General features: G+C 67.0%; 18 protein-coding genes. 7 read left to right on the top strand and 11 right to left on the bottom strand.

What is annotated here, in order from left to right; genetic code table 11:
* Positions 1-6: 6 nt before the first annotated feature.
* Genes dut through M8A51_RS02000 form a run of 4 tightly spaced genes read right to left on the bottom strand, consistent with a single transcriptional unit; the run spans position 7 to position 3,397 of the window.
* The gene (gene dut, locus M8A51_RS02015) at positions 7-462 is read right to left on the bottom strand and encodes a dUTP diphosphatase (protein WP_251776438.1); all 456 of its coding nucleotides are present in this window, start codon (positions 460-462) and stop codon (positions 7-9) included.
* Positions 459-1,703, bottom strand: a complete 1,245-nt coding sequence (gene coaBC, locus M8A51_RS02010; RefSeq protein ID WP_251776437.1) for a bifunctional phosphopantothenoylcysteine decarboxylase/phosphopantothenate--cysteine ligase CoaBC — start codon at positions 1,701-1,703, stop codon at positions 459-461. The genes dut and coaBC overlap by 4 nt, the downstream gene beginning before the upstream one ends.
* Entirely contained in the window at positions 1,703-2,803 is a 1,101-nt protein-coding gene (locus tag M8A51_RS02005) for a transglutaminase-like domain-containing protein (protein WP_251776436.1), read from the bottom strand. Before M8A51_RS02005 ends, coaBC begins: the two co-directional genes overlap by 1 nt.
* A gap of 42 nt (positions 2,804-2,845) precedes the next feature.
* Complete coding sequence (locus tag M8A51_RS02000; RefSeq protein ID WP_251776435.1) at positions 2,846-3,397, bottom strand: TlpA family protein disulfide reductase; 552 nt, start codon at positions 3,395-3,397, stop codon at positions 2,846-2,848.
* Positions 3,398-3,636: 239 nt separating this feature from the next.
* Between M8A51_RS02000 and M8A51_RS01995 the strand changes: the two genes are divergently transcribed.
* The 3 genes from M8A51_RS01995 to M8A51_RS01985 are packed head-to-tail and all read left to right on the top strand — an operon-like array spanning position 3,637 to position 6,531.
* Complete coding sequence (locus M8A51_RS01995) at positions 3,637-4,146, top strand: GbsR/MarR family transcriptional regulator (protein ID WP_251776560.1); 510 nt, start codon at positions 3,637-3,639, stop codon at positions 4,144-4,146.
* A 1-nt stretch (position 4,147) separates the two neighbouring features.
* Entirely contained in the window at positions 4,148-5,539 is a 1,392-nt protein-coding gene (locus M8A51_RS01990) for a cytochrome ubiquinol oxidase subunit I (protein WP_251776434.1), read from the top strand.
* Positions 5,536-6,531, top strand: coding sequence for a cytochrome d ubiquinol oxidase subunit II (locus tag M8A51_RS01985; RefSeq protein WP_368408512.1), 996 nt, complete (start codon positions 5,536-5,538; stop codon positions 6,529-6,531). The genes M8A51_RS01990 and M8A51_RS01985 overlap by 4 nt, the downstream gene beginning before the upstream one ends.
* A gap of 28 nt (positions 6,532-6,559) precedes the next feature.
* On the opposite strand, the gene M8A51_RS01980 is transcribed toward M8A51_RS01985, so the two are convergent.
* The 3 genes from M8A51_RS01980 to alaS all read right to left on the bottom strand — a co-directional run bounded on the left by M8A51_RS01980 (position 6,560) and on the right by alaS (position 10,231).
* A complete protein-coding gene (locus tag M8A51_RS01980; RefSeq protein WP_251776433.1) occupies positions 6,560-6,778 on the bottom strand; it encodes a hypothetical protein in 219 nt (72 codons plus the stop codon).
* Positions 6,779-6,905: 127 nt separating this feature from the next.
* Positions 6,906-7,592, bottom strand: a complete 687-nt coding sequence (locus M8A51_RS01975; RefSeq protein WP_251776432.1) for an NMCC_0638 family (lipo)protein — start codon at positions 7,590-7,592, stop codon at positions 6,906-6,908.
* Between the two features lie 11 nt (positions 7,593-7,603).
* Complete coding sequence (gene alaS, locus M8A51_RS01970; protein ID WP_251776431.1) at positions 7,604-10,231, bottom strand: alanine--tRNA ligase; 2,628 nt, start codon at positions 10,229-10,231, stop codon at positions 7,604-7,606.
* 212 nt (positions 10,232-10,443) lie between these two features.
* On the opposite strand from alaS, the gene M8A51_RS01965 reads away from it, so the two are divergent.
* Entirely contained in the window at positions 10,444-11,922 is a 1,479-nt protein-coding gene (locus M8A51_RS01965) for an NAD-dependent succinate-semialdehyde dehydrogenase (RefSeq protein ID WP_280925963.1), read from the top strand.
* Between the two features lie 34 nt (positions 11,923-11,956).
* Here the strand turns inward: M8A51_RS01965 and M8A51_RS01960 are convergent, their stop codons facing one another.
* The 4 genes from M8A51_RS01960 to M8A51_RS01945 form a co-directional block, all read right to left on the bottom strand.
* Positions 11,957-13,501, bottom strand: a complete 1,545-nt coding sequence (locus tag M8A51_RS01960) for a phospholipase D-like domain-containing protein (protein WP_251776429.1) — start codon at positions 13,499-13,501, stop codon at positions 11,957-11,959.
* A 343-nt stretch (positions 13,502-13,844) separates the two neighbouring features.
* A complete protein-coding gene (locus M8A51_RS01955; RefSeq protein WP_251776428.1) occupies positions 13,845-14,120 on the bottom strand; it encodes a hypothetical protein in 276 nt (91 codons plus the stop codon).
* Between the two features lie 332 nt (positions 14,121-14,452).
* On the bottom strand, positions 14,453-15,085 hold the full coding sequence (locus tag M8A51_RS01950; protein WP_251776427.1) for a response regulator: 633 nt from the start codon (positions 15,083-15,085) through the stop codon (positions 14,453-14,455).
* Positions 15,086-15,135: 50 nt separating this feature from the next.
* Positions 15,136-16,173: a sensor histidine kinase gene (locus M8A51_RS01945; RefSeq protein WP_251776426.1), complete on the bottom strand. Its 1,038-nt coding sequence runs from the start codon at positions 16,171-16,173 to the stop codon at positions 15,136-15,138.
* A gap of 202 nt (positions 16,174-16,375) precedes the next feature.
* Here M8A51_RS01945 and M8A51_RS01940 point away from each other — a divergent pair, with 202 nt between their 5' ends.
* The 3 genes from M8A51_RS01940 (at position 16,376) to M8A51_RS01930 (ending at position 21,036) form a co-directional block, all read left to right on the top strand.
* Complete coding sequence (locus M8A51_RS01940; RefSeq protein ID WP_251776425.1) at positions 16,376-17,491, top strand: ABC transporter substrate-binding protein; 1,116 nt, start codon at positions 16,376-16,378, stop codon at positions 17,489-17,491.
* Between the two features lie 121 nt (positions 17,492-17,612).
* Positions 17,613-19,352, top strand: coding sequence for a carboxylesterase/lipase family protein (locus M8A51_RS01935; protein WP_368408511.1), 1,740 nt, complete (start codon positions 17,613-17,615; stop codon positions 19,350-19,352).
* 34 nt (positions 19,353-19,386) lie between these two features.
* Positions 19,387-21,036: a 3-(methylthio)propionyl-CoA ligase gene (locus M8A51_RS01930; protein WP_251776424.1), complete on the top strand. Its 1,650-nt coding sequence runs from the start codon at positions 19,387-19,389 to the stop codon at positions 21,034-21,036.
* Positions 21,037-21,084 lie beyond the last annotated feature (48 nt).

Raw genomic sequence — 21,084 nt, 5'->3', positions numbered from 1 at the left:
CAGGAGCTATCGCTTGCCGGTGGAGCCGAAGCCGCCTTCGCCTCGGTCGGACGCGTCGAAGTCGCTGACCACGCGAAAGGCGGCCTGCACGACCGGCACGATCACGAGCTGCGCCATGCGCTCCATCGGCTGGATCGTGAACGTGGACTGGCCGCGGTTCCAGCAGCTCACCATCAGCTGCCCCTGGTAGTCCGAGTCGATCAGGCCGACCAGGTTGCCGAGCACGATGCCGTGCTTGTGGCCGAGGCCCGAGCGCGGCAGGATCAGCGCGGCCAGGCCGGGGTCGCCGATGTGAATCGCAAGGCCGGTCGGGATCAGCTGCGTCTGCCCGGGCTCCAGCAGGAGGGGTGCGTCGAGGCAGGCGCGCAGGTCCAGGCCGGCGCTGCCGGGGGTGGCATACGCGGGCAATTGCTCGCCCATGCGGGGGTCGAGCACCTTCAGGTCGATCGTCTTCGTGGTCATGCAGATCCGGCGGCGATGCGGGCGGCGATCTCGCGCACCAACTGGCGCGCGAGGCTGAGTTTGTCGGCGGTGGACCCGCCTTCTGGCAGCTCGCGCTGGCCCTGTTCGTCGACCAGCAGCAGTGCGTTGTCGTCGCGGCCGAAGGTGGCTGGCCCGAGGTTGCCGACGATCAATGGGACGCGCTTGCGCTGCAGCTTGGCGCGTGCATGTGCAAGCAGGTTCTCGCTTTCGGCGGCGAAGCCCACGCAATAGGGCCGCTCGGGCAGTGCTGCGACAGCGGCGAGGATGTCCGGGTTCTCGGTCAACTCGAAGCTCGGCGCAAGCTTCTTGCCATCCTTCTTGATCTTGTGCTCCGACAGCGTCGCCGGGCGCCAGTCGGCGACCGCGGCCGTGGCGACGAACACATCGTGCCGAACCGCTCGCGGCAGCACCGCGTCATGCATCTGCTGTGCACTGCGCACATCGATGCGCGCCACACCGCGCGGTGTCGGCAAGTCCACCGGCCCGGCCACCAGCGTGACCTCGGCCCCTGCCTCGCGCGCCGCGCGCGCAATGGCAAAGCCCATTTTGCCGCTCGACAGGTTGGTGATGCCGCGCACCGGGTCGATCGCTTCGAAGGTGGGGCCGGCCGTCACGAGCACGCGCTTGCCGAGCAGCGCCTTGGGCTGGAAGAACGCCACCAGGTCCAGCCACAGTTCGGCCGGCTCCAGCATGCGGCCGTCACCGGTCTCGCCGCAGGCCTGGTCGCCGCTGCCGGGGCCGAGGATCACGGCGCCGTCGGCGACCACCTGCGCGACGTTGCGCTGCGTGGCCGGATGCGCCCACATCTCGCGGTTCATCGCCGGTGCGATCAGCAGCGGGCAGCGCCCGGCACCCGCCGCCCACGGGCGTGCCAGGCAAGTCAGGCTGAGCAGGTCGTCGGCCCTTCCCTGCGCCAGTTTCGCGATGCAATCGGCGCTCGCCGGCGCGATGATGATCGCGTCGGCACCGCGCGTGAGGTTGATGTGCGCCATGTTGTTCGGCTCACGCGCGTCCCACTGGCTGGTGACCACCGGCTGCCCGGACAAGGCCTGCATCGTCACGGCGGTGATGAACTGCTCCGCCGCTTCCGTCATCACGACTTGCACGCTCGCGCCGGCCTTCGTCAGCAGGCGCACGAACTCGGCGCTCTTGTAGCAGGCAATACCGCCCGACAAACCGAGGACGATGCGCCGGCCCTGCAGTTCGAGAAGTGCGCTCATCACACCTCGCGCGCCGTGATGGTGTAGCGGAAGCGGTCCGGTTCGAGCGGGTCGTAGCGGCCCTTCGCGTTCTCGGCCTGCGGGTACATCAGGAAGCCGAGCACCGGCCCGTCCGAGCCGGGCAGTGCCACGTCGTGCGCCATGTTGTAGCCGAGCCAGTTGCCCTCCCACCCGCCGAACAGCGCCTCCATCACCGGTGCGACGACGGGATGGCGGGTGTCCTTGATCCATGTACCGGTCTCGAGTCGCATCACCTTGCCGACGTCGGCCGGGTCCATCGCGACCCAGCCGTGCTGCTTCAGGTAGACCTCGGCGCGACAGTGCTGTGCGCCCTGCAACTTGGCCGGGTTGCCGCTCAGCTCGCGGTATCCGAAGGCCGACGGAGCGAGTCGCAGGCCATAGACGTCGCGCGCCGGCACGCCGACCGAACGGCACAAGCCGACGAACAGCGCATTGATGTCGCCGCACTTGCCGCCGAAGTTGCCGGTCTCCAGCATCGACTTGACGTCACCGACGCCACAGCCGCGCACCAGGGGCTCGCGATAGGTCGTGTTGACGACCCATTCGTAGATGCGCTGCACCTTGTCGACGTCAGAGATCGCACCGCGCGCGACCTCGATCGCTGTTTCGCGCACGATGCCGTCGATCGGTATCAACTCGGTCGCGGTGGTCCACGCGCGCAGGCTTGCTGCATCGTCGGCACCGGGCACGGCCCGGTTCCAGTCGGTCGCCCGGTCCTGCGTCTGCACGGTGCTGACCAGCTCGATCATCGGCGACGCGGTGCCGGCGACAAACTGCGCATGCAGCATCTTCGCGCCGTATTTCTGGTCGCTGACGATGCGGGCCACGCCGGCGTTGCCCGTCCATCGACTGGCCAGCGAGCGCTGGTAGCCGGTGTCGAGCGAAGGCACGGGCAACCAGACCTGCGACGCACCTTGCGCGTCGAGCAGTTCGATGCGCGTCGTGACTTCGAAACGGCGCCAGCGCCCCGGCGTCGGCGTGAAGCGACGCTCGGCCTGCGCACTTGCAAGGGGAAGGCCGGCACCGGCCAGCAAGGCGCCAGCGGCCTGGATGAATCGGCGACGCGGAGGGAAAGTCATGGCGCAGCTCTCTCTTTTCTGAAGCGGAGGAAACGGGCCGGATTATCGGCGCTGCCCGGGCGCGGGCCCGGCCACCAGCGGGGCGAGCAGCGTGCTCGCCTGCTCGCCGGTCCAGTCGAGCTCGCCGATCACTGCCCAGCGCGGGCTTCCATCGCGGTCGATCAGCACGGTCGATGGGAACACGCGCGGCGTCCAGGCTTTTGCGGCCGCGCCATCGCGGTCGAGCAGCACCGGCATCGAGCCGGGCACTTCGCCGAGCACGGTGTCGAGGAAACGGCGGACCTTGTCGGCGCCCTCCTGGTAGTTGACGGCCAACACGATGACCCCGTCGTTGGCACGCGTCTCGGCCAGTCGCAGCAGGCTCGGCATTTCAGCGACACACGGCTCACACCAGCTGGCCCAGAAGTTGAGCACCACCACCTGGCCACGCAGTGGCTCGAGCGTGTGTTCCAGCCCTTGCAGGTCCGGCAACCGCAATGACGGTACCGCCCAGTCCGCAGGCCAGGGGCGTACCAGAGCGCGGGCATGGGCAACCGGCAAGGCGCCGACGCCGGCGGCCAGCAGAAGAGTGCGTCGCGTGAGGCGTAGGGACATTGGAATCCGCGGACAACGTGGCGGCGATTATCGGCCTCGCGCGAGCCTCCTGCCCGCGTGTGGATACCGGGAGGCTGCCACTTCCGTGATTCCGACTGCCCGACTGTCTGAGTGGGACTTCTTTAATTTTCAGTAATTACTGAAAATTCAAACGATACTTGAGGCTACGCAAACCGCTGGAGCTTCAAGTGAGCACGCTGTCGCCGCTGGTCCGTAGCTTCGTCTCGCATTTCGGCGAGATGGGCAGTCGCTGGGGCATCAACCGCACGGTCGGCCAGATCTACGCGCTGATTTTCGTTTCGCCGCAGCCGCTGAATGCCGACGAGATGGCCGAGCAGCTGGAGTTTTCTCGCTCGAACGTCAGCATGGGCCTGAAGGAGCTGCAGGCCTGGCGGCTCGTGAAGCTGCGCCATCTGCCCGGCGACCGGCGCGAGTATTTCGAGGCCCCCACCGATGCCTGGGAGATCTTCCGCACCCTGGCCGAGGAACGCCGTCGCCGCGAGATCGAACCGACGCTGTCGATGCTGCGCAACGCGCTGCTCGAAACGCCGGCCACCGAGGAGGACCGCATCGCGCAGGAACGCATGAAGAGCATGCACGATCTGATCGAGCTGATGATGAACTGGTTCGACGACGTGCAGCGGCTCGACGCGCAGACGCTGTCGCAGCTGATGCGCATGGGCGCCAAGGTCCAGAAGCTGCTGGAGTTCACCGGCAAGGTGAAGGTGCTGCCCGGAGGAAAGGCCTGACATGGACGCCCTGCTGCTCGCCCGCCTGCAGTTCGCAGCCAACATCACCTTCCACATCCTGTTCCCGACGATCAGCATCGCGCTGGGCTGGGCGCTGCTGTTCTTCCGCTGGCGCTGGCTCAGGACTGCGCACGCCGGTTGGCTCACCGCCTACCGGTTCTGGACCAAGGTGTTCGCGCTGACCTTCGCGCTCGGGGTCGTCTCGGGCATCACGATGAGCTTCCAGTTCGGCACCAACTGGCCCGGCTTCATGGAGCGCGTCGGCAATGTCGCCGGCCCCCTGCTGGGCTATGAGGTGCTGACGGCCTTCTTCCTGGAAGCCACCTTCCTCGGCGTGATGCTGTTCGGCCATGGCAAGGTGTCCGAGCGGGTGCACCTGATCGCGACCTTCCTGGTGGCTTTCGGCACCACGATGTCGGCGTTCTGGATCCTGAGCCTCAACTCGTGGATGCAGACGCCCGCCGGCTACGAGATCATCGACGGCGAGTTCCATGTGCGGTCGTGGCTCGAGGTGGTGTTCAACCCGTCGTTCCCGTACCGGCTGGCACACATGCTGCTCGCCTCGGGGCTCACGGTCGCCTTCCTGCTGGCCGGCGTCAGCGCCTGGCAGGTGCTGCGCGGCACCGCGAACCGTGCCACGTCGATGACGCTGCGGGTCGGGTTGACCCTCGGGGCCGTGTTGATCCCGGTGCAGATCTTCGTCGGCGACCTGCACGGCCTGAACACGCTGGAGCACCAGCCGCAGAAGATCGCCGCCATGGAAGGCATCTGGGAGACCGAGCGCGGCGCGCCCCTGCTGCTGTTCGCGCTGCCGGACGCGGCGCAGCGGGTCAACCGCTACGCCATCGGCATTCCGCGCGGCGCGAGCTGGGTTCTCACGCACCGGGCCGACGGCGAGCTGAAGGGCCTGAACGACTTCACCGGCGCGCATCCGCCGGTCGCCCCGCTGTTCTTCGGCTTTCGCATCATGGTCGGCACCGGCGTGCTGATGCTCGTGGTGAGCTGGGTGGGCTTGTGGCTCTACAAGCGACGGGCGTGGGCCGCCGAGCGACTGCCGCGCCCCTTGCTGTGGACGCTCGCCGCGATGAGCTTCTCGGGCTGGCTGGCCACCGTCGCGGGCTGGTACGTCACCGAGATCGGCCGCCAGCCCTACATCGTGCACGGCCTGCTGCGCACGGCAGAGGTCGTCTCCAACGTACCGCCGCCGATGGTCGCGTTCACGCTGGCGGCCTACGTGACGGTCTACCTCGGGCTGATCGTCGCTTATGTGACGGTGCTGCGCTACATGGCTGAGAAACCAGAGGAAGTGCTGCAGCACGAAGCGTCCGAGCGCCGCCATACGCCGCCGGGTGCGATGACCGGCGTCCAGCCTTCCGATCGGAGCCCCGCGTGAACATCGATACCCTGCTGCCCGTGATCTTCATGGCCCTGATGGGCCTGGCGATGCTCGCCTACGTCATCCTCGACGGCTACGACCTCGGCGTCGGCTTGCTGATGCCGCGCGCCGACGAACACGAGAAGGACACCCTGGTCGCCTCCATCGGGCCGTTCTGGGACGCCAACGAAACCTGGCTGGTGCTCGGGGTCGGCATCTTGCTGATCGCCTTTCCGAAGGCGCACGGCATGGTGCTGACCGCGCTGTACCTGCCGACCGCCGCGATGCTGATCGGCCTGATCCTGCGCGGTGTCGCGTTCGACTTCCGCGTCAAGGCACACGCACGGCACAAGCCGCTGTGGAATCGCGCCTTCTTCGCCGGCTCCGGTGTGGCCGCGCTGGCGCAGGGCTGGATGCTCGGCCGCTATGTGACGGGGTTTGCCGAGGGACCGCTGTTCACCGCTTTCGCGGCGGCCATCGCACTGGCGCTGCCGGCCGCTTACGTGCTGCTCGGCGCCACCTGGCTCATCATGAAGACCGACGGTGCGCTGCAAGCCAAGGCCGTCCGGTGGGCCAAGCTGGCATGGCCGCCGGTGGTGATCGGCATCGCGCTGATCTCGCTCGCCACGCCGATCGTCAGCACCACCGTGCGCGAGCGCTGGTTCAGCATGCCGGCCTTCATCGCGCTGCTGCCGATCCCGCTGACGACCGCCCTGACGCTGGCCGCCGTGCGCGCCCTGCTCAATTCGTCGCGCATTCGCGGCAAGCTGTGCTGGGTGCCCTTCGTGCTGGTCGTCGTGGTGTTCGTGCTCGGCTTCTTCGGTCTGGCGTACAGCCTCTATCCCTATGTCGTGATGGACCGCATGACGATCTGGCAGGCCGCCAGCGCGCCGGCTTCACTGGTCGTGATCCTGATCGGCACGGCCATCTCGGTGCCGGCCATCATCGGCTACACGGTGTTTGCCTACCGCGTGTTCTGGGGCAAGACTGCCGAATTGCGCTACGCGTAGTCGACGGCGTCATTTCGACGGCACGCCTTCAGCGCCTGCGGTTCGGCCTCGCGCTGCCGTCGTAGAACTCGGGCGGCTTCTTGCGCACCCAGTCGACGAACGCGGCGATCTCCGGGTGGGCGCGCAATGCCTCCCAAGTGGCGTAGTCGCGCGCCAGTTCCTTCTCGGAGAAGGTCGCGTGGATCTTGCGGTGACAGATGCGGTGCACCAGGGTCTTGTCGCGCCCACCCTCGCTGCGCGGTACCAAGTGATGCTCGTCGGCGCTCGCGCCCGGCACGATGCGCCGCCCGCACAATGGGCACGGTGCGATCGCGGGCTCAGGGGATCCGAAGGGTTGCGAGCCCCGCAGCGAACGGCGCGCCACCATCGGCCGATCACCTCGTCGGCATGCCGTCGGGTGCGTAGGTGGCTTCGCGCGCGGCGGGTGCGAGGTGAAAGGCCTGCACGCCGAGTTGATCGTTGAGTGTCGTCACCGCGTTGATGCCGAAGTCCTGGCTACCCCCGGCACGCCGGTAGCGCAGCTGCAGCTGGCGCCGCCAGGTCCCGCCGCGATCGATATTGCGCTCCAGCAGCTTGTCGACCCGGCCGGTCTTGCTTTCCAGTCGGCCGAGTGCCAGCAGGAAGGCCTGGTGCAGCGCCGGTCCGGCCGCGCCCTCGGCCCACACGATGCAACGCTGGCCCGTCAAGGCCACCAGATACACCGGCAAGGCGGCTCCGGGCATCGCGAGGACCGTCCCGGCCTGCCCCTCCAGCAAGGTCTGCGACTCGGGTGCGAGCGCATCGCGTGGTTCATAGCCTTCGGACAAGGCCCAGTCGACGATGGCCGTCATGTCGCCCTCATGCGCGACACAGCCTTCGACGAACGCGCGCGCGACTGCCTCGGGGTCTGGCGGCGCCACCCATCCGATGGCAGGTGCACCGTCCAGCGGCATGGCCCGCACGTCGGGCTGCGTCACGGCCTGGGGTTGCGCGGCCGCCGGCACGGCGACAGCGGTGGCCCAGGCGAGCAGGCAGGACGCCGCCTTTCGGTGCCAGCCGGGAGCAGCCACAACAGAAAGCATGGTGGGCTCCGTCACACCCGCTCGGCCACCCAGCCCTGCACCGACGCGAGGGCCACACCCAGCTTGGACGGGTCGGTGCCCCCGGCCATCGCCATGTCGGGCTTGCCGCCGCCCTTGCCGCCGACTTGCTGGGCGACAAAGTTGACCAGTTCGCCGGCCTTGACCCGGGCGGTGCTGTCGCTGGTGACACCAGCCGCCAGCTGCACCTTGCCGCCGTCAACCGCGGCCAGCACGATGGCTGCGCTCTTGAGCTTGTCCTTGAGCTTGTCCAGGGTCTCGCGCAGCGCCTTAGCGTCAGCGCCCTCCAGCGTGGCGGCCAACACCTTCAGACCCTTCACGTCGACCGCCTTGGCGAGCAGTTCGTCGCCTTGGGCCGAGGCCAGCCTGCCTTTCAGCGCGGCGAGCTCCTTCTCGAGAACGCGCACCTGGTCGAGCACCTGGGCCAGCCGCCCGGTCAACTCGGCCGGCGCGGCCTTCAACGTGACCGCGGCCTGGTTGACGGTCGACTCGAGCGACTGCAGGTAGGCCAGCGCGTTGTCGCCGGTCACCGCCTCGATGCGGCGCACGCCGGCGGCGACGCCGCCTTCGGAGACGATCTTGAACAGCCCGATGTCGCCGGTGCGCTGCACGTGTGTGCCGCCGCACAGTTCACGGCTGCTGCCGATGTCGAGCACGCGCACGTTGTCGCCGTACTTCTCGCCGAACAGCATCATCGCGCCCAGCTTCTGCGCCTCGTCGATCGGCATCACGCGCGCGTTCGTCGGGTGGTTCGCCAGGATCTCGGCGTTGACGAGGGCCTCGACCTTGCGGATCTGCTCATCGGTCACCGGCGCGTTGTGCGCGAAGTCGAAGCGGGTGCGCTCGGCATTCACCAGCGAACCCTTCTGCTGCACGTGTGCACCCAGCACTTCGCGCAAGGCCTTGTGCATCAGGTGCGTCGCACTGTGGTTGCGCACGGTCCTGGCGCGCTGATCTGCGTCGACCCGGGCAGTGATCGTGTCGCCCACCTTGATCTCGCCTTCGACCATACGGCCGTGGTGGCCGTAGACCTCGGCCTGGACCTTCAGCGTGTCTTCGACGATGAACCGGGTGGTGTTGTTTCGCAGCTCGCCGGTGTCGCCCACCTGGCCGCCCGACTCGGCATAGAACGGCGTGTGATCGAGCACGACCACGGCGTCGTCGCCGGCACGCGCAGCCTCGACGGGCGTGCCGTCGACATAGACCGCCGTGACCTTGGCGGTTTCGTGCAGCAGCGCCTCGTAGCCGTGGAAGGTGGTGGCCGCGCCGGTGTACTCGAGGCCCTGCGCCATCTTGAATTTGCCGGCGGCCTGAGCTTCCTTGCGTTGCCGCTCCATCGCCGCATCGAAGCCAGGCTGGTCCACCGTGACGCCGCGCTCGCGGCACACGTCGGCTGTCAGGTCGATCGGGAACCCATAGGTGTCGTGCAGCTTGAAGGCGGTCTCGCCGTCGATCTGGCGGGTGCCCGTGGCGAGCGCACGCTCCAGGATCTCCATTCCGTTGGCGATGGTGCGAAAGAAGCCTTCTTCTTCCTGCTTGAGCACTTCCGCGGCGCGTTGTGCACCCTGGCGCAGTTCGGGGTAGGCCTCGCCCATCTGCTCGACCAGCGCCGGCACCAGCGTGTGGAAAAAAGGTTTGCGCGCGCCGAGCTTGTAGCCGTGGCGGATGGCACGGCGTGCAATGCGGCGCAGCACGTAGCCGCGGCCGGCGTTGCTGGGGATCACGCCGTCGATCACCGTGAAGGTGCAAGCCCGCAGGTGGTCGGCGATCACCTTCAGGCTGGGGCTGTCCTTGTCGCAGTCACCGCCTCCGGCTGCGTCCACGGCCTTCTTCGACGCAGCGAGCAGGGCCACGAACAGGTCGATCTCGTAGTTGGAGTGCACGCCCTGCAGCACCGCGGTGATGCGCTCCAGGCCCATGCCGGTGTCCACGCTCGGCTTCGGCAGCTTGTGCATCACGCCCGCTTCGTCGCGGTTGAACTGCATGAACACGTTGTTCCAGATTTCGATGTAGCGGTCGCCGTCTTCATCCGGGCTGCCCGGGGGGCCACCCGCCACGTCGGGGCCGTGGTCGTAGAAGATCTCGGTGCACGGGCCGCAGGGCCCGGTGTCGCCCATCATCCAGAAGTTGTCGGACGCGTAGCGAGCACCCTTGTTGTCGCCGATGCGCACGATGCGCTCGGCCGGCACGCCCACCTGCTTGTTCCAGATCTCGTAGGCCTCGTCGTCCTCGGCGTAGACGGTAACCCACAGCTTGTCCTTCGGCAGCTTGAACGCTTCCGTCAGCAGCTCCCAGGCATAGGCAATGGCGTCCTTCTTGAAGTAGTCGCCAAAGCTGAAGTTGCCCAACATCTCGAAGAAGGTGTGGTGACGCGCGGTGTAGCCGACGTTCTCCAGGTCGTTGTGCTTGCCGCCGGCCCGGATGCATTTCTGCGCGGTGGTCGCGCGGGTGTAGGGGCGCTTGTCGAAACCGAGGAAGACGTCCTTGAACTGGTTCATGCCGGCGTTGGTGAACAGCAGCGTCGGATCGTCGCCAGGCACCACCGCGCTGGAGGCGACGATCTGGTGGCCCTTGGATTCGAAGAACTTCAGGAACGTCTGACGGATCTCGGCGGCTTTCATCCGGGTCTCTTTCTGGCTCGCTGCCGTGCCGAATGCGGCTGAAGGCGGCGTAAATGCTTGATTTGACGAAGTTTTCGATTATAGGTGGGGCAGGCACGGAAGACCCATGGCGCAAGGCGGTGGCACGGGCGCGACAGGTGGCTTTCAGCAGCGCCATTTATGATGGTTTTCACGCTTTTCCCGGCCTTCCCCGCCGTACCGGAGCCCCGAACATGGACATGAAGACCTCTCCCCTGGCCGCCCTGAAGGACCCGAGCCTGCTGAAGACCGACGCGCTGATCAACGGCGTGTGGGTCAAGGGCCACGCCCGCTTCGACGTGCACGACCCCGCCACGGGCCTCAAGCTCGCCGACGTCGCCAACCTGGGTGCCGACGAGACCGCGCAAGCCGTCGCCACGGCCGATACCGCCTGGAAGACCTGGCGCACCACCACCGCGAAGGCGCGCGCGGCCATCCTGCTGAAGTGGTTCAGGCTGCTGCAGGACCACGCTGACGACCTCGCCCGCATCATGACCGCCGAGCAGGGCAAGCCGTTCGCCGAAGCCAAGGGCGAGGTCGGTTATGCCGCCAGCTTCATCGAGTGGTTCGCCGAAGAGGCCAAGCGCGTCTATGGCGAAACCATTCCGACCACCGACAACAACAAGCGCTACCTGGTCATCAAGCAGTCGATCGGCGTGTGCGCAGCGATCACGCCGTGGAATTTCCCGATCGCGATGATCACGCGCAAGGTGGCGCCGGCCCTGGCCGCCGGCTGCCCGGTGGTGATCAAGCCGGCGGAGCAGACGCCGCTGTCGGCGCTGGCGACGGCGGAACTTGCGGTGCGCGCCGGCATCCCGGCCGGCGTGCTGAACATCGTCACGGCCGACAGCGACCGATCCATCGACGTCGGCAAGGTGCTGTGCGGCAGCGACACGGTGCGGCACCTGTCCTTCACCGGCTCGACCGAAGTCGGGCGCATCCTGATGCAGCAATGCGCACCAACCATCAAGAAGCTCTCGCTCGAGCTCGGCGGCAATGCCCCCTTCATCGTCTTCGACGATGCCGACCTCGACAGCGCCGTCGAAGGCGCCATGCAGAGCAAGTACCGCAATGCCGGCCAGACTTGCGTGTGCGCCAACCGCCTCTATGCGCAGGAGGACATCTATGACGCCTTCGTCGAGCGCCTCGCCGAAAAAGCCAAGGCCTTGAAGGTCGGCAACGGCTTCGAGGACGGCGTCAACCAGGGCCCGCTGATCGACGACAACGCGATCGCGAAGGTGGAGCAGCACGTGGCCGACGCCGTCGGCAAGGGTGCCCGGGTGTTGACGGGCGGCAAGCGCATCGAAGGTCGCTTCTTCGAGCCCACCGTGCTGGCCGACGTGACCTCGGAGATGCAGTGCTCGCGCGAGGAAACCTTCGGCCCGGTCGCGCCGGTGATCCGCTTCCGCACCGAAGACGAGGTCATCGCGCTGGCCAACGACACCGAGTTCGGCCTGGCGAGCTATTTCTACAGTCGCGACATCGGCCGCATCTTCCGTGTCGGCGAGGCGCTGGAATACGGCATGGTGGGCATCAACACCGGCCTGATCGCCGTGGCAGAAGTGCCGTTCGGCGGCGTCAAGCAGTCGGGCCTGGGCCGCGAAGGCTCGCACCACGGCATGGACGACTACGTCGAGGTCAAGTACCTCTGCCTGGGCGACATCCAGAAATAGCCCTTTCCCGGCGGCTCCCCGGGAACGGCGCCCGCTACAGCATTTCTTCGGCCGCGAACGGCGTCAGCAGGAACAGCAGCAGGCGCAGCCCGCGGCTGGCCTCCGGTTCGCTGTCATGCGCCTCGCGGTCCTCGGGCGCTTCCTTGAGCCAGCGCACCTCGTCGTCGCCGGTGAGCGCGATGCGATAGCTGCTGTGCAGGGTCACGTCCTCGTACAGCTTGACCAGCTGCCCGGCCAGCGGCCGGCTGCGCACCACCATGCCGATCTCGGTGTTCAGCTTTTCGGAACGGGGGTCCATGTTCATCGAGCCCACCAGCACCGTGTGGCGGTCGATGATCAAGGCCTTGGCGTGCAGGCTGGCGCGCGACGAACCGAACGAGCCGATCCGGCTACGGCCGCCTGCCAGTCGTGGCTGCAGTTCGTGCAACTCCACGCCGGCTGCGACCAGGCGTTTGCGGTAACGCGCATAGCCGATGTGCACGACAGGCGCGTCGGTGGCCGCCAGGGAGTTGGTCAGCACCCGCACGCGCACCCCACGCGAGCGCAATTCGCGCACCAGCGCCATGCCGCGCTCCCCGGGCACGTAATAGGGCGAGATCACGATCAGCTCGCTGCGTGCCGAGCGCATCAGCGAGTACACGTCCTGCGCAATGTTTTCTTCCCGCCCGGGATCCCCCTCGCTGACGATCTTGGCGGGCTTGTCGCTGAGGATGACCGCGGGCGCCCACACGAGGTCGAGCCGCCCGCGCTCCAGCTCGCGTGCCAACCGGGCGTCATGGGGCAGCGCCGACTCGCTCGTCGGCGCGGCCAGGCTCGGCGCGGCGTCGTCGGAGGCCGACGGCCGCGCCGTGGCGAGCGTGCGCACCGGGTAGGCCAGCCGATGGTTCCAGAACTCGTCGAACGAGGCCGACAGCTGCCGCACCACCGGGCCGGCGGCGACCACGTCCAGGTCGAGGAAATTGCTCGTGGGGCTGCGCACGAAATAGGGGTCGCCCAGGTTGCGGCCGCCGGTGATCGCCAGCGCGTTGTCAGCCACGAACATCTTGCTGTGCATGCGCTGATTGATGCGCGGAATGTCTGTCAGCGACAACGCCAGCCGCGTGATCATCGAGAAGCGCCCGCTCGGGAAGGGATTGAACAGCCGCACCTCGATGTTCGGATGATCGTCCAGCGCGAGCAGCTTGTCGTCCTCGCCCGCCGTGTGAATGTCGTCGAGCAGGAAACGCACGCGCACGCCCCGGTCGGCGGCAGCCCTGACGCGCTGGAGAATCTCCCGTGTCGATTCGTCGTTGTGTATGAGGTAGTACTGCAGGTCGAGCGTGTGCCGTGCGTGGTCGGCCAGTGTCATCAGCGAGCCCAGCGCATCTTCTCCTGACACCAGCAGGCGAAAACCGGACAACCGGGGGTGCGGCGCGGATCCCGCGGCCAACCGTCCTAGCGGGGTGTCGTGCGGTTGCGGATAAGCCCGGCTGGGCGGCGCATGGGCCGGCGCCGGCAAGCTGGCACAACCCGTCAGCAGGCATGCACCGGCCAGCATCCACCGTACAAGTGCCGCAGACCACAAGACTTCCAACGACATGCCTCGCTTGTATCTCAGGGAGCAATTTCCGTGCGGCCAGAACGTTTCCAGGCGCTACCGACGCGGCGCCATGGGGCGGCCGGCGTGCTGTGCACTTCTCACGCATGGGATGCAGGCGCAACGGGTGACGCTGCACCTGCTGGCTCTGCTCGCGTTCGTCACGACCGCGCATGAAGGTGAACGCGGTATCGCGAGCCCTGAGACGGGCGCCAGCCTGCTCCTTCTCGCCAGCGCCGCGCGGCTGCTCGAGTGGGTCGGAGGTCCTGCACGGCCCTTGCCGGCAGGCAGAACAGGACAGGCGAACGCCCGGCGTGCGCCGGGCGTCGCTGGTGCTGTCTGAACGTCAGTTGCGGTCGGCGCGCGGCGCGCGGGTATCGGCGTCCGCCGCTCCCTGCGCATTCAAGTCCTGTTCCGCTTGCCGGTTCTGGCCCGCGTTGGTGTCGACGTCCACCGCGCCGTCGGCCCGCCGGCCGGCGTCCACGTCCACGCCCGGCACGCCGCGTTGCATCTCGGATTGGCTGGTGCTTTCGTCGGTGTTGGCGGACTGTGCCTGGGCCGCGCCGGAAAGCGCCATCAGGGAGGCAACGGCTGCGGCAACGCTCATGCGAATCTTGCTCATATCGATCTCCTGCAGTTCGTGAGTGGTGTCAGCGGCCGACCGCCTTGAATGAGGTGTCGGAACGACCGCAAGAAGATTGCGGCAACGTGCGTTCCCGACGAGGCCGGCCTGCGTCGGCCGGACACGACTTGGTATGTCGGACACGTCTGACGGCGTGGGAAATCGACCGGATGGCCCATCCTGCGCGCTGCAAAGCAAAGGGCCGCACGAGGCGGCCCTTTTTGTCTTGAGCGGGTGAAGGGAACAGTTTCTGGCATCCAACCGTTGAAACAACATCAGGTGGTCCCAGGCCATCATCCAAGGCCCCACGGCGGCTGGAACGAGAAGGTACTTCAGTGAATCATTCCCTGGCGCACCGCATACAACACGAGTTCCGCGGTACTCGCGACCCCCAGTTTCTCGAAGATGTTGGTGCGATGCGTGCTCACGGTCTTCACGCTGATCAGCATCTCCTCGCCGATCTCGGTGAGCGACATGCCCTTGAGCATCATCAACATGATCTGGTGCTCGCGCACGGTGAGGCGCTGATGTGCGGGGCGCTCGTCCTTGCCTTGCAGTTGATCACGCACCAGCGGAGCGGCGCGGGCGCTCAGATACTGGCCGCCTGCGGCCACCTTGCGAATAGCGAGCGCCAGCTCGGCGGCCTCGGCGTCCTTGGCGACATAGCCGGCCGCGCCACCTTGCACCGCCACCAGCGCGTACTGTTCCTCGGGGTACATCGACAGCATCAGAACCGGCAGGCCAGGCTGCGCATGGCGGATCGACGCCAGCACGTCCAGGCCGTTGCGCCCCTCCATGTTGATGTCCAGCAGCACCACGTCGAAACGACGATGGCGGATCTGGTCGAGCGCCTCGACGCCGTTGCTGGCCTCGCTCGTCACGCGGATGTCGGACTCGTCCAGCAGCAGCCGCTGCACGCCGGATCGAAAGATGGTGTGGTCATCGACCAGTAGAACGTCAATCATGGTCCCGGTCTTCCTCTGTGCACGACATCGCGGGCCTTTGTCGCCACACGTCAGAGCAACGGCACGGTCAGCTTGAGCTCCGTGCCCCGGCCAGGCACCGATTCGATGCCCAACTCGCCACCGATCTCCCGCGCACGCTCGCGCATGGACAGCAGCCCCAACGCATTGCGACCGGGCGCTGCCGGGTCGAAGCCGCAGCCATCGTCGCGCAGCGCGAGCCGGAGCAGGTCGCCGTCCACTCGCATCGACACTCTCACGTGCCGCGCCTGAGCGTGCCGTGCCACGTTCGTGAGCCCCTCCTGGAACACGCGGAAGACGGCCGTCATGCGCTTGGGCGGCAGGCGCACGGTAGGGTTGTCGGCTTCGAGTTCGTGCAACACGCCTGAACGGTGCGTGAACTGGTGCAATTCGTGCGCCAGCGCTAGCGGAAGGTCGAGGTGGTCGAGCACCGCCGGGCGCAGCGTTTCGGAGATCTGCTTGACGGTTTCGATGGTCTGTTGCGTCAAGCTCAGCAGATCCTGCGTGAGCGCCTGCAGTTCGGTGCTGTCGGCGCGGCGCTGCAAGCGAGCGACGTCCATCTTGATCGACGTGAGCATGCCGCCTAGGACGTCATGCACCTCCCTCGCAATCGCCAGGCGTTGTTCTTCGAGCTTGGCTTCCGTGTACGCCGTGAGCGCTTGCAGTTGCTCGCGCGAGCGCCGCAGCTCATCTTCGTTACGCAGCCGCTCGGTCACCTCGATCCCGACCCCCATCACCGCCGGTCGCCCTCGGTACGTTATGCGCGAGCCATGAACTTCGACCAGCACCATGTGGCCATCGCGATGCAACCCGCGAGTGATGAAGCGCATGCTCGGCGGGTCCCCGGCGAGGCGCTGGGCCACGCGTGAACGAACTGTCTCCAGAAAGTCCGGAGGCACGATGCTCGCGAGCGGCATGCCGATCAACTCGGCAGGGGTATAGCCGCCGATGGCTGCCCAGTGAGCGTTGGCATACACGAAACAGTCATCCTGGATCACGTATATGCCCACCACCGACTGCTCGACGATGGCATCGAACGGGATGTCGGGCAGCTGCGTGATTTCACTCATGGGACGGTACTGCTCCAAGGGGTGCCCCATGATAGGCAACCGTTTCCCTCGCGGGAGTGACTCTAGGGGTTCAAGAGCAGGCGGCTTTCCCCGACGCCGATTCGGAAATTTCCGATGGGTGGCGAAGCCCGCGGCCGGTACTGTTGCACTTAGTCACAAATAGATCGTGACGTCTTGCACACCAGGCCTGAAAGGAAGCCGCATGCAGTACTGGCTCAAACTTGTTTGCCTCCTGTTGTTCTGCAATGTCAGCTACGCTGGAGAACCGATCGTCATCGGGCAATCCGGGCCGCTGTCGGGCCCGCTCGGGGTGGCCGGCCGATCGGTCAAGGCAGGCATGGACGCCTATCTGGCTCGCGTGCAAAGCGAGGGCGGCGTGGCCGGCCGCAAGGTCGTGCTGCGCATGCTCGACGACGGGTATTCGGTCGAGCGGCATGTGGCCAACGTCAGGCAGTTGCTCGAAGAGGACAAGGTCGCCGCACTGGTGCTGTCGGCCGGCACCTCGCACATCGACGCGGCCTACCCGATCGTGCAGAAGTCCGGCAAGCCGCTGATCGGCACGATGAGCGGCGCCATGGTGCTGCGCGATGCACAGCGCTCGCTGATCTACCACCTGCGCGCCAGCTATGCGGATGAGGTGCGTCGCCTGGTCGCCCAGGTGCAGGCCGTCGCGCAATCGCGCGTGTTCGCCGTCTGGCAGGACGACGGCCTGGGCCGGGACGCCTTCGACGCGCTCGAAGCCGCACTGAAGGACGCCCGAATCACGCTTGTGGGGCAACAGGCCGTGTCGCTGAAGTCCATGGATGCTGCAGCCGTGGCTGCGGCAGTGCGCGCCGCCAAGCCGGACGCGCTGTTCATGCTGTGTGTCACGCCATGCGCAGCCAAGGTGCTGTCGGGCGTCGGGTCGGATGGCAGCTACCGGTTCACGCCGTATGCGTTGTCCATCGTCAACGGCGAGATGCTCTCCAGCACAGTGGGCCAGGCGGCACGGGGCACGGTCATCTCGCAGGTCATGCCCAACCCTCACCTTCCCAGTACCACGCTCGTGCAGCGCTACCAGCAGGACATGCGACGCTTCAGCGAGGAAGAGAAGTTCAGCTACTTCTCGCTCGAAGGCTACGTTGCCGCGATGGTGGCGGTGGAGGCCGCCCGCGTCGCCTACACGAGCACTCCGCGCCGCACGATGGAAGAAGCAATGCAGCAACTGGTGCGACGCGAGATCCACGGCATGCCGATCTCCCGGGCCGGCACACCGGGTGTGCTTCCGCATTCGGTGACCCTGTCGATGATCGGCTGGAACGGCAAGCTTGTTCATTAGCGCACGGTGGCTGGCCCGGGCTTACCCGGGCCGGCGCTCGGAAATTTCCGATGGCCCCGTCGCGACGCAATCCCTATCGTCCATCCCCAGCGAGCACCCCTGCTCCAAGGAATCCCTGCGCATGTTCATCAAGCTCAAACCGGTGGCCACCGCCGGCTTCGCGCTGCTGACCGTCATGTCTGCCTGCGGCGGCAACAACGACGAGCACCTGCCTTCTCCGCTGGAGCGCCAGACTCGCCTCGGCAAGCTCGCCGGCCTCGACGAGGCGAGCAGCGGCGGCACCTACGCCTGGCTCGGCGTGCCCTACGCCAAGCCGCCGGTGGGCGACTTGCGTTGGAAGGCCCCGATGACTCCCGATGCCTGGAGCGGCGTGCGCGAGGCCAAGGCCTTCGGCAATGCCTGCATCCAGAACGGCCGCATCTATGGCCCCGGCACCAACAACACCTACGACGCTACCATCGGCACCTCGCTGAACACGCCGGTGGGCAGCGAAGACTGCCTCACGCTCAACATCTGGCGCCCTGCCAGCAGCGAGCCGGACCTGCCGGTGCTGTTCTTCATCTACGGCGGCAGCAACATCTCCGGCTACACGGCCGACCCGGTTTATCACGGGGCGAAGCTCGCGAAGGCGGCCAACGCCGTCGTCGTGACGGTCAACTACCGCCTGGGACCGTTCGGCTTCTTCAACCTGGCGCAGCTCAAGACCACGGCCAGCGGCGGCACGAGCACCGACCCCGACGGCGACTCCGGCAACTTCGCGCTCCTCGACCTGATCCAGGCGCTGAAGTTCGTGCAGGACAACATCGCCGCATTCGGCGGCAACGCCAGCAACGTCACCGTGATGGGCCAGTCGGCCGGCGCCATCAATACCTGGGCCTTGCTCGCTTCGCCCAAGGCGGTGGGACTGTTCCACAAGGCCGTGCCCTTGAGCGGCGGCATCTCTCTAGCAGGCAACCTGCCGCCCGGCACGGTCCCGATGCTGAATCCCGCCGCCACATACGCCACCCAGGCCAACGCGCTGCTGGCCCAACTGATGGTGGCCGACGGCACAGCGGCCGACTTGTCGGCGGCAACCGACCACATCGCCGCACTCGCCCCGCAGCAGGTGGCCGATTACCTGCGAGGCAAAAGCGCCGCCACCATCCTCACCACGCTGTCGACCAAGGGCCTCACCGGCTCGGGCCCCATCCCCGAAGGCACCGTGCTGCCCACGGACCCGACCGCCGCCATCGCAGCGGGCAACTACAACAAGGTCCCGGTGCTGGCGGGCAACACGGCCGACGAAGGCAAGCTGTTCGGGTCCTTCCTGGCGTTGTCGCCGGTGCTGGGCGGCAAACCCGGTTTCATCATGAACGACGCGACGCGCTTCGCGGTGATGGCCGATGCGGCGCAGGCAGCGGCGACGACGATCGACCAGGTGATCGATCCCTCCTACCTGCCGGTGGATGCGGCCGGCACCGGCTGGAACGCGCGCACCGCGACGCTCAATGCCGTCTTCATGGTGCCCAGCCGCGACAACGTGCTCGACACGTTGAAGTCGCAGCAGGCCGACGTTTGGTACTACCACTTCAAATGGGCGCAGCAGCCGGCGCCGTGGAACGACATCTACGGCGCCGCGCACGCCTTCGACCTGCCTTTCCTGTTCGGCAACTTCGGACCATCGCTGTTTGCCAACGTGGTCAACAGCGCCGCCAACGATCCCGGCAGGCGGGCGCTTTCAGCGTCGATGATGCGCACGCTCGGCGCTTTCATGCGCACCGGCGACCCCAACAACGCCTCGCTGGGCGTCACCTGGGCTCCGTGGCCGGCGCGACTCCACTTCGATGCGAGCCTCACGCGCCAGCAGATCAGCGTGCAGTGATCCCGCGCCCCTTTCAAACCTTCAGGAGAAACCCATGACCGCACTGCGCGGCCAGATGATGCAGATGCCGCTGTTGATCTCGTCGTTGATCCAGCACGCGGCCCGCCATGCGGCGGACACCGAGATCGTCTCGAAATGCGCCGAGGGTGGCCTTCACCGCTACGACTGGGCCGGCGCCGAGCTGCGCTCGCGGCAGATGGCACAGGCCTTCGCACGGCTGGGCTGCATGCCCGGCGACCGCATCGGCACCCTGGCATGGAACGGCTACCGGCACCTCGAGATCTACTACGCCAGCTCGGGCTCGGGCCTGGTGTGCCACACCATCAACCCCCGTCTGCATCCCGAGCAGATCGCCTGGGTCGCCAACGACGCGGGCGACCGTGTGCTGTGCTTCGACCTCACCTTTTTGCCGCTGGTGGAGAAGATCGCCCCACAGCTGACCAGCGTTGAGCACTTCGTGCTGATGACCGACCGTGCGCACATGCCGGCCGCGACGACGCTGCCCCACCTGTTGTGCTACGAGGAACTGGTCGGGCAGGAGAACGGCCGGTACCGCTGGCCCCAGTTCGACGAGAACACGGCCTCGAGCATTTGCTACACCTCGGGCACTACCGGCCACCCGAAGGGAGCCGTTTACAGCCACCGCTCGGCGATGCTGCACGCCTATGCCGCCGCGCTGCCGGACGCGATGGGCTGCTCGGCCCGCGAAGTGATGCTGCCGGTGGTGCCGATGTTCCACGTCAACGCCTGGGGCATGCCCTACTCGGCCGCGCTCGTGGGCGCCAAGCTGGTGCTGCCCGGGCCCGATCTGGACGGCAAGTCGCTCTATGAGCTGTTCGAGTCAGAGCAGGTCACGTTCAGCGCCGGTGTGCCCACTGTGTGGCTGGGGCTGCTGAACTACATCAGCGCCAACGGGCTGCGCTTCTCCAGTTTCAAACGCACGGTGATCGGCGGCTCGGCGTGCCCGCCGGCCATGTTGCACACGCTGCGCCAGGACTTCGGCATCGAAGTGATCCATGCCTGGGGCATGACCGAGTTGTCGCCGATGGGCACGCTGTCTCGCTTGAAGGCCAAACATGCGGTGCAGAGCGCCGCCCAGCAACAGCGCGTGCTCGAGAAGCAGGGCCGCGCGGTGTTCGGGCTCGACATGGCCATCGTCGACGATCAAGGCCGATCGCTGCCGTGGGACGGCCAGACCGCCGGCGATCTGGTGGTGCGCGGGCCCTGGGTGATCGAGCGCTACCTGGGTCTGCCCGCCTCGCCGCTGGTGAGCGTGGACGGTGAGGGCGAGTGGTTCCCCACCGGTGACGTGGCCACCATCGACCCTGACGGTTTCATGCAGATCACCGATCGCAGCAAGGACGTCATCAAGTCCGGTGGCGAGTGGATCAGCTCGATCGACCTCGAGAACATCGCGATGTCGCATGCCGGCGTACAGGAAGCGGCTGCCATTGCCTGCCCTCACCCCAAGTGGGATGAGCGCCCGTTGCTGGTGGCGGTGCCCAAGCCTGGCGCCGCGCTGTCGCGTGAATCGCTGCTCGAGCACTACCGTGGAAAGATCGCTTCCTGGCAGATCCCCGACGACGTCGTATTCGTCGAGGCGCTGCCCCACACCGCCACCGGCAAGGTCCACAAGCTGCGCCTGCGCGAGCAGCTCAAGGACCACGTGCTGCCGACCGCCTGACTTCCCTGCCCTTCAACCCGTTCGCGACAAGCGAACTGCTTGCGTTCG

This window comes from Caldimonas mangrovi (assembly GCF_023721835.1).
In the GTDB taxonomy this organism is placed as follows: Bacteria; Pseudomonadota; Gammaproteobacteria; order Burkholderiales; family Burkholderiaceae_C; genus Caldimonas; species Caldimonas mangrovi.
This window is presented reverse-complemented; position numbering and strand designations above follow the sequence as displayed.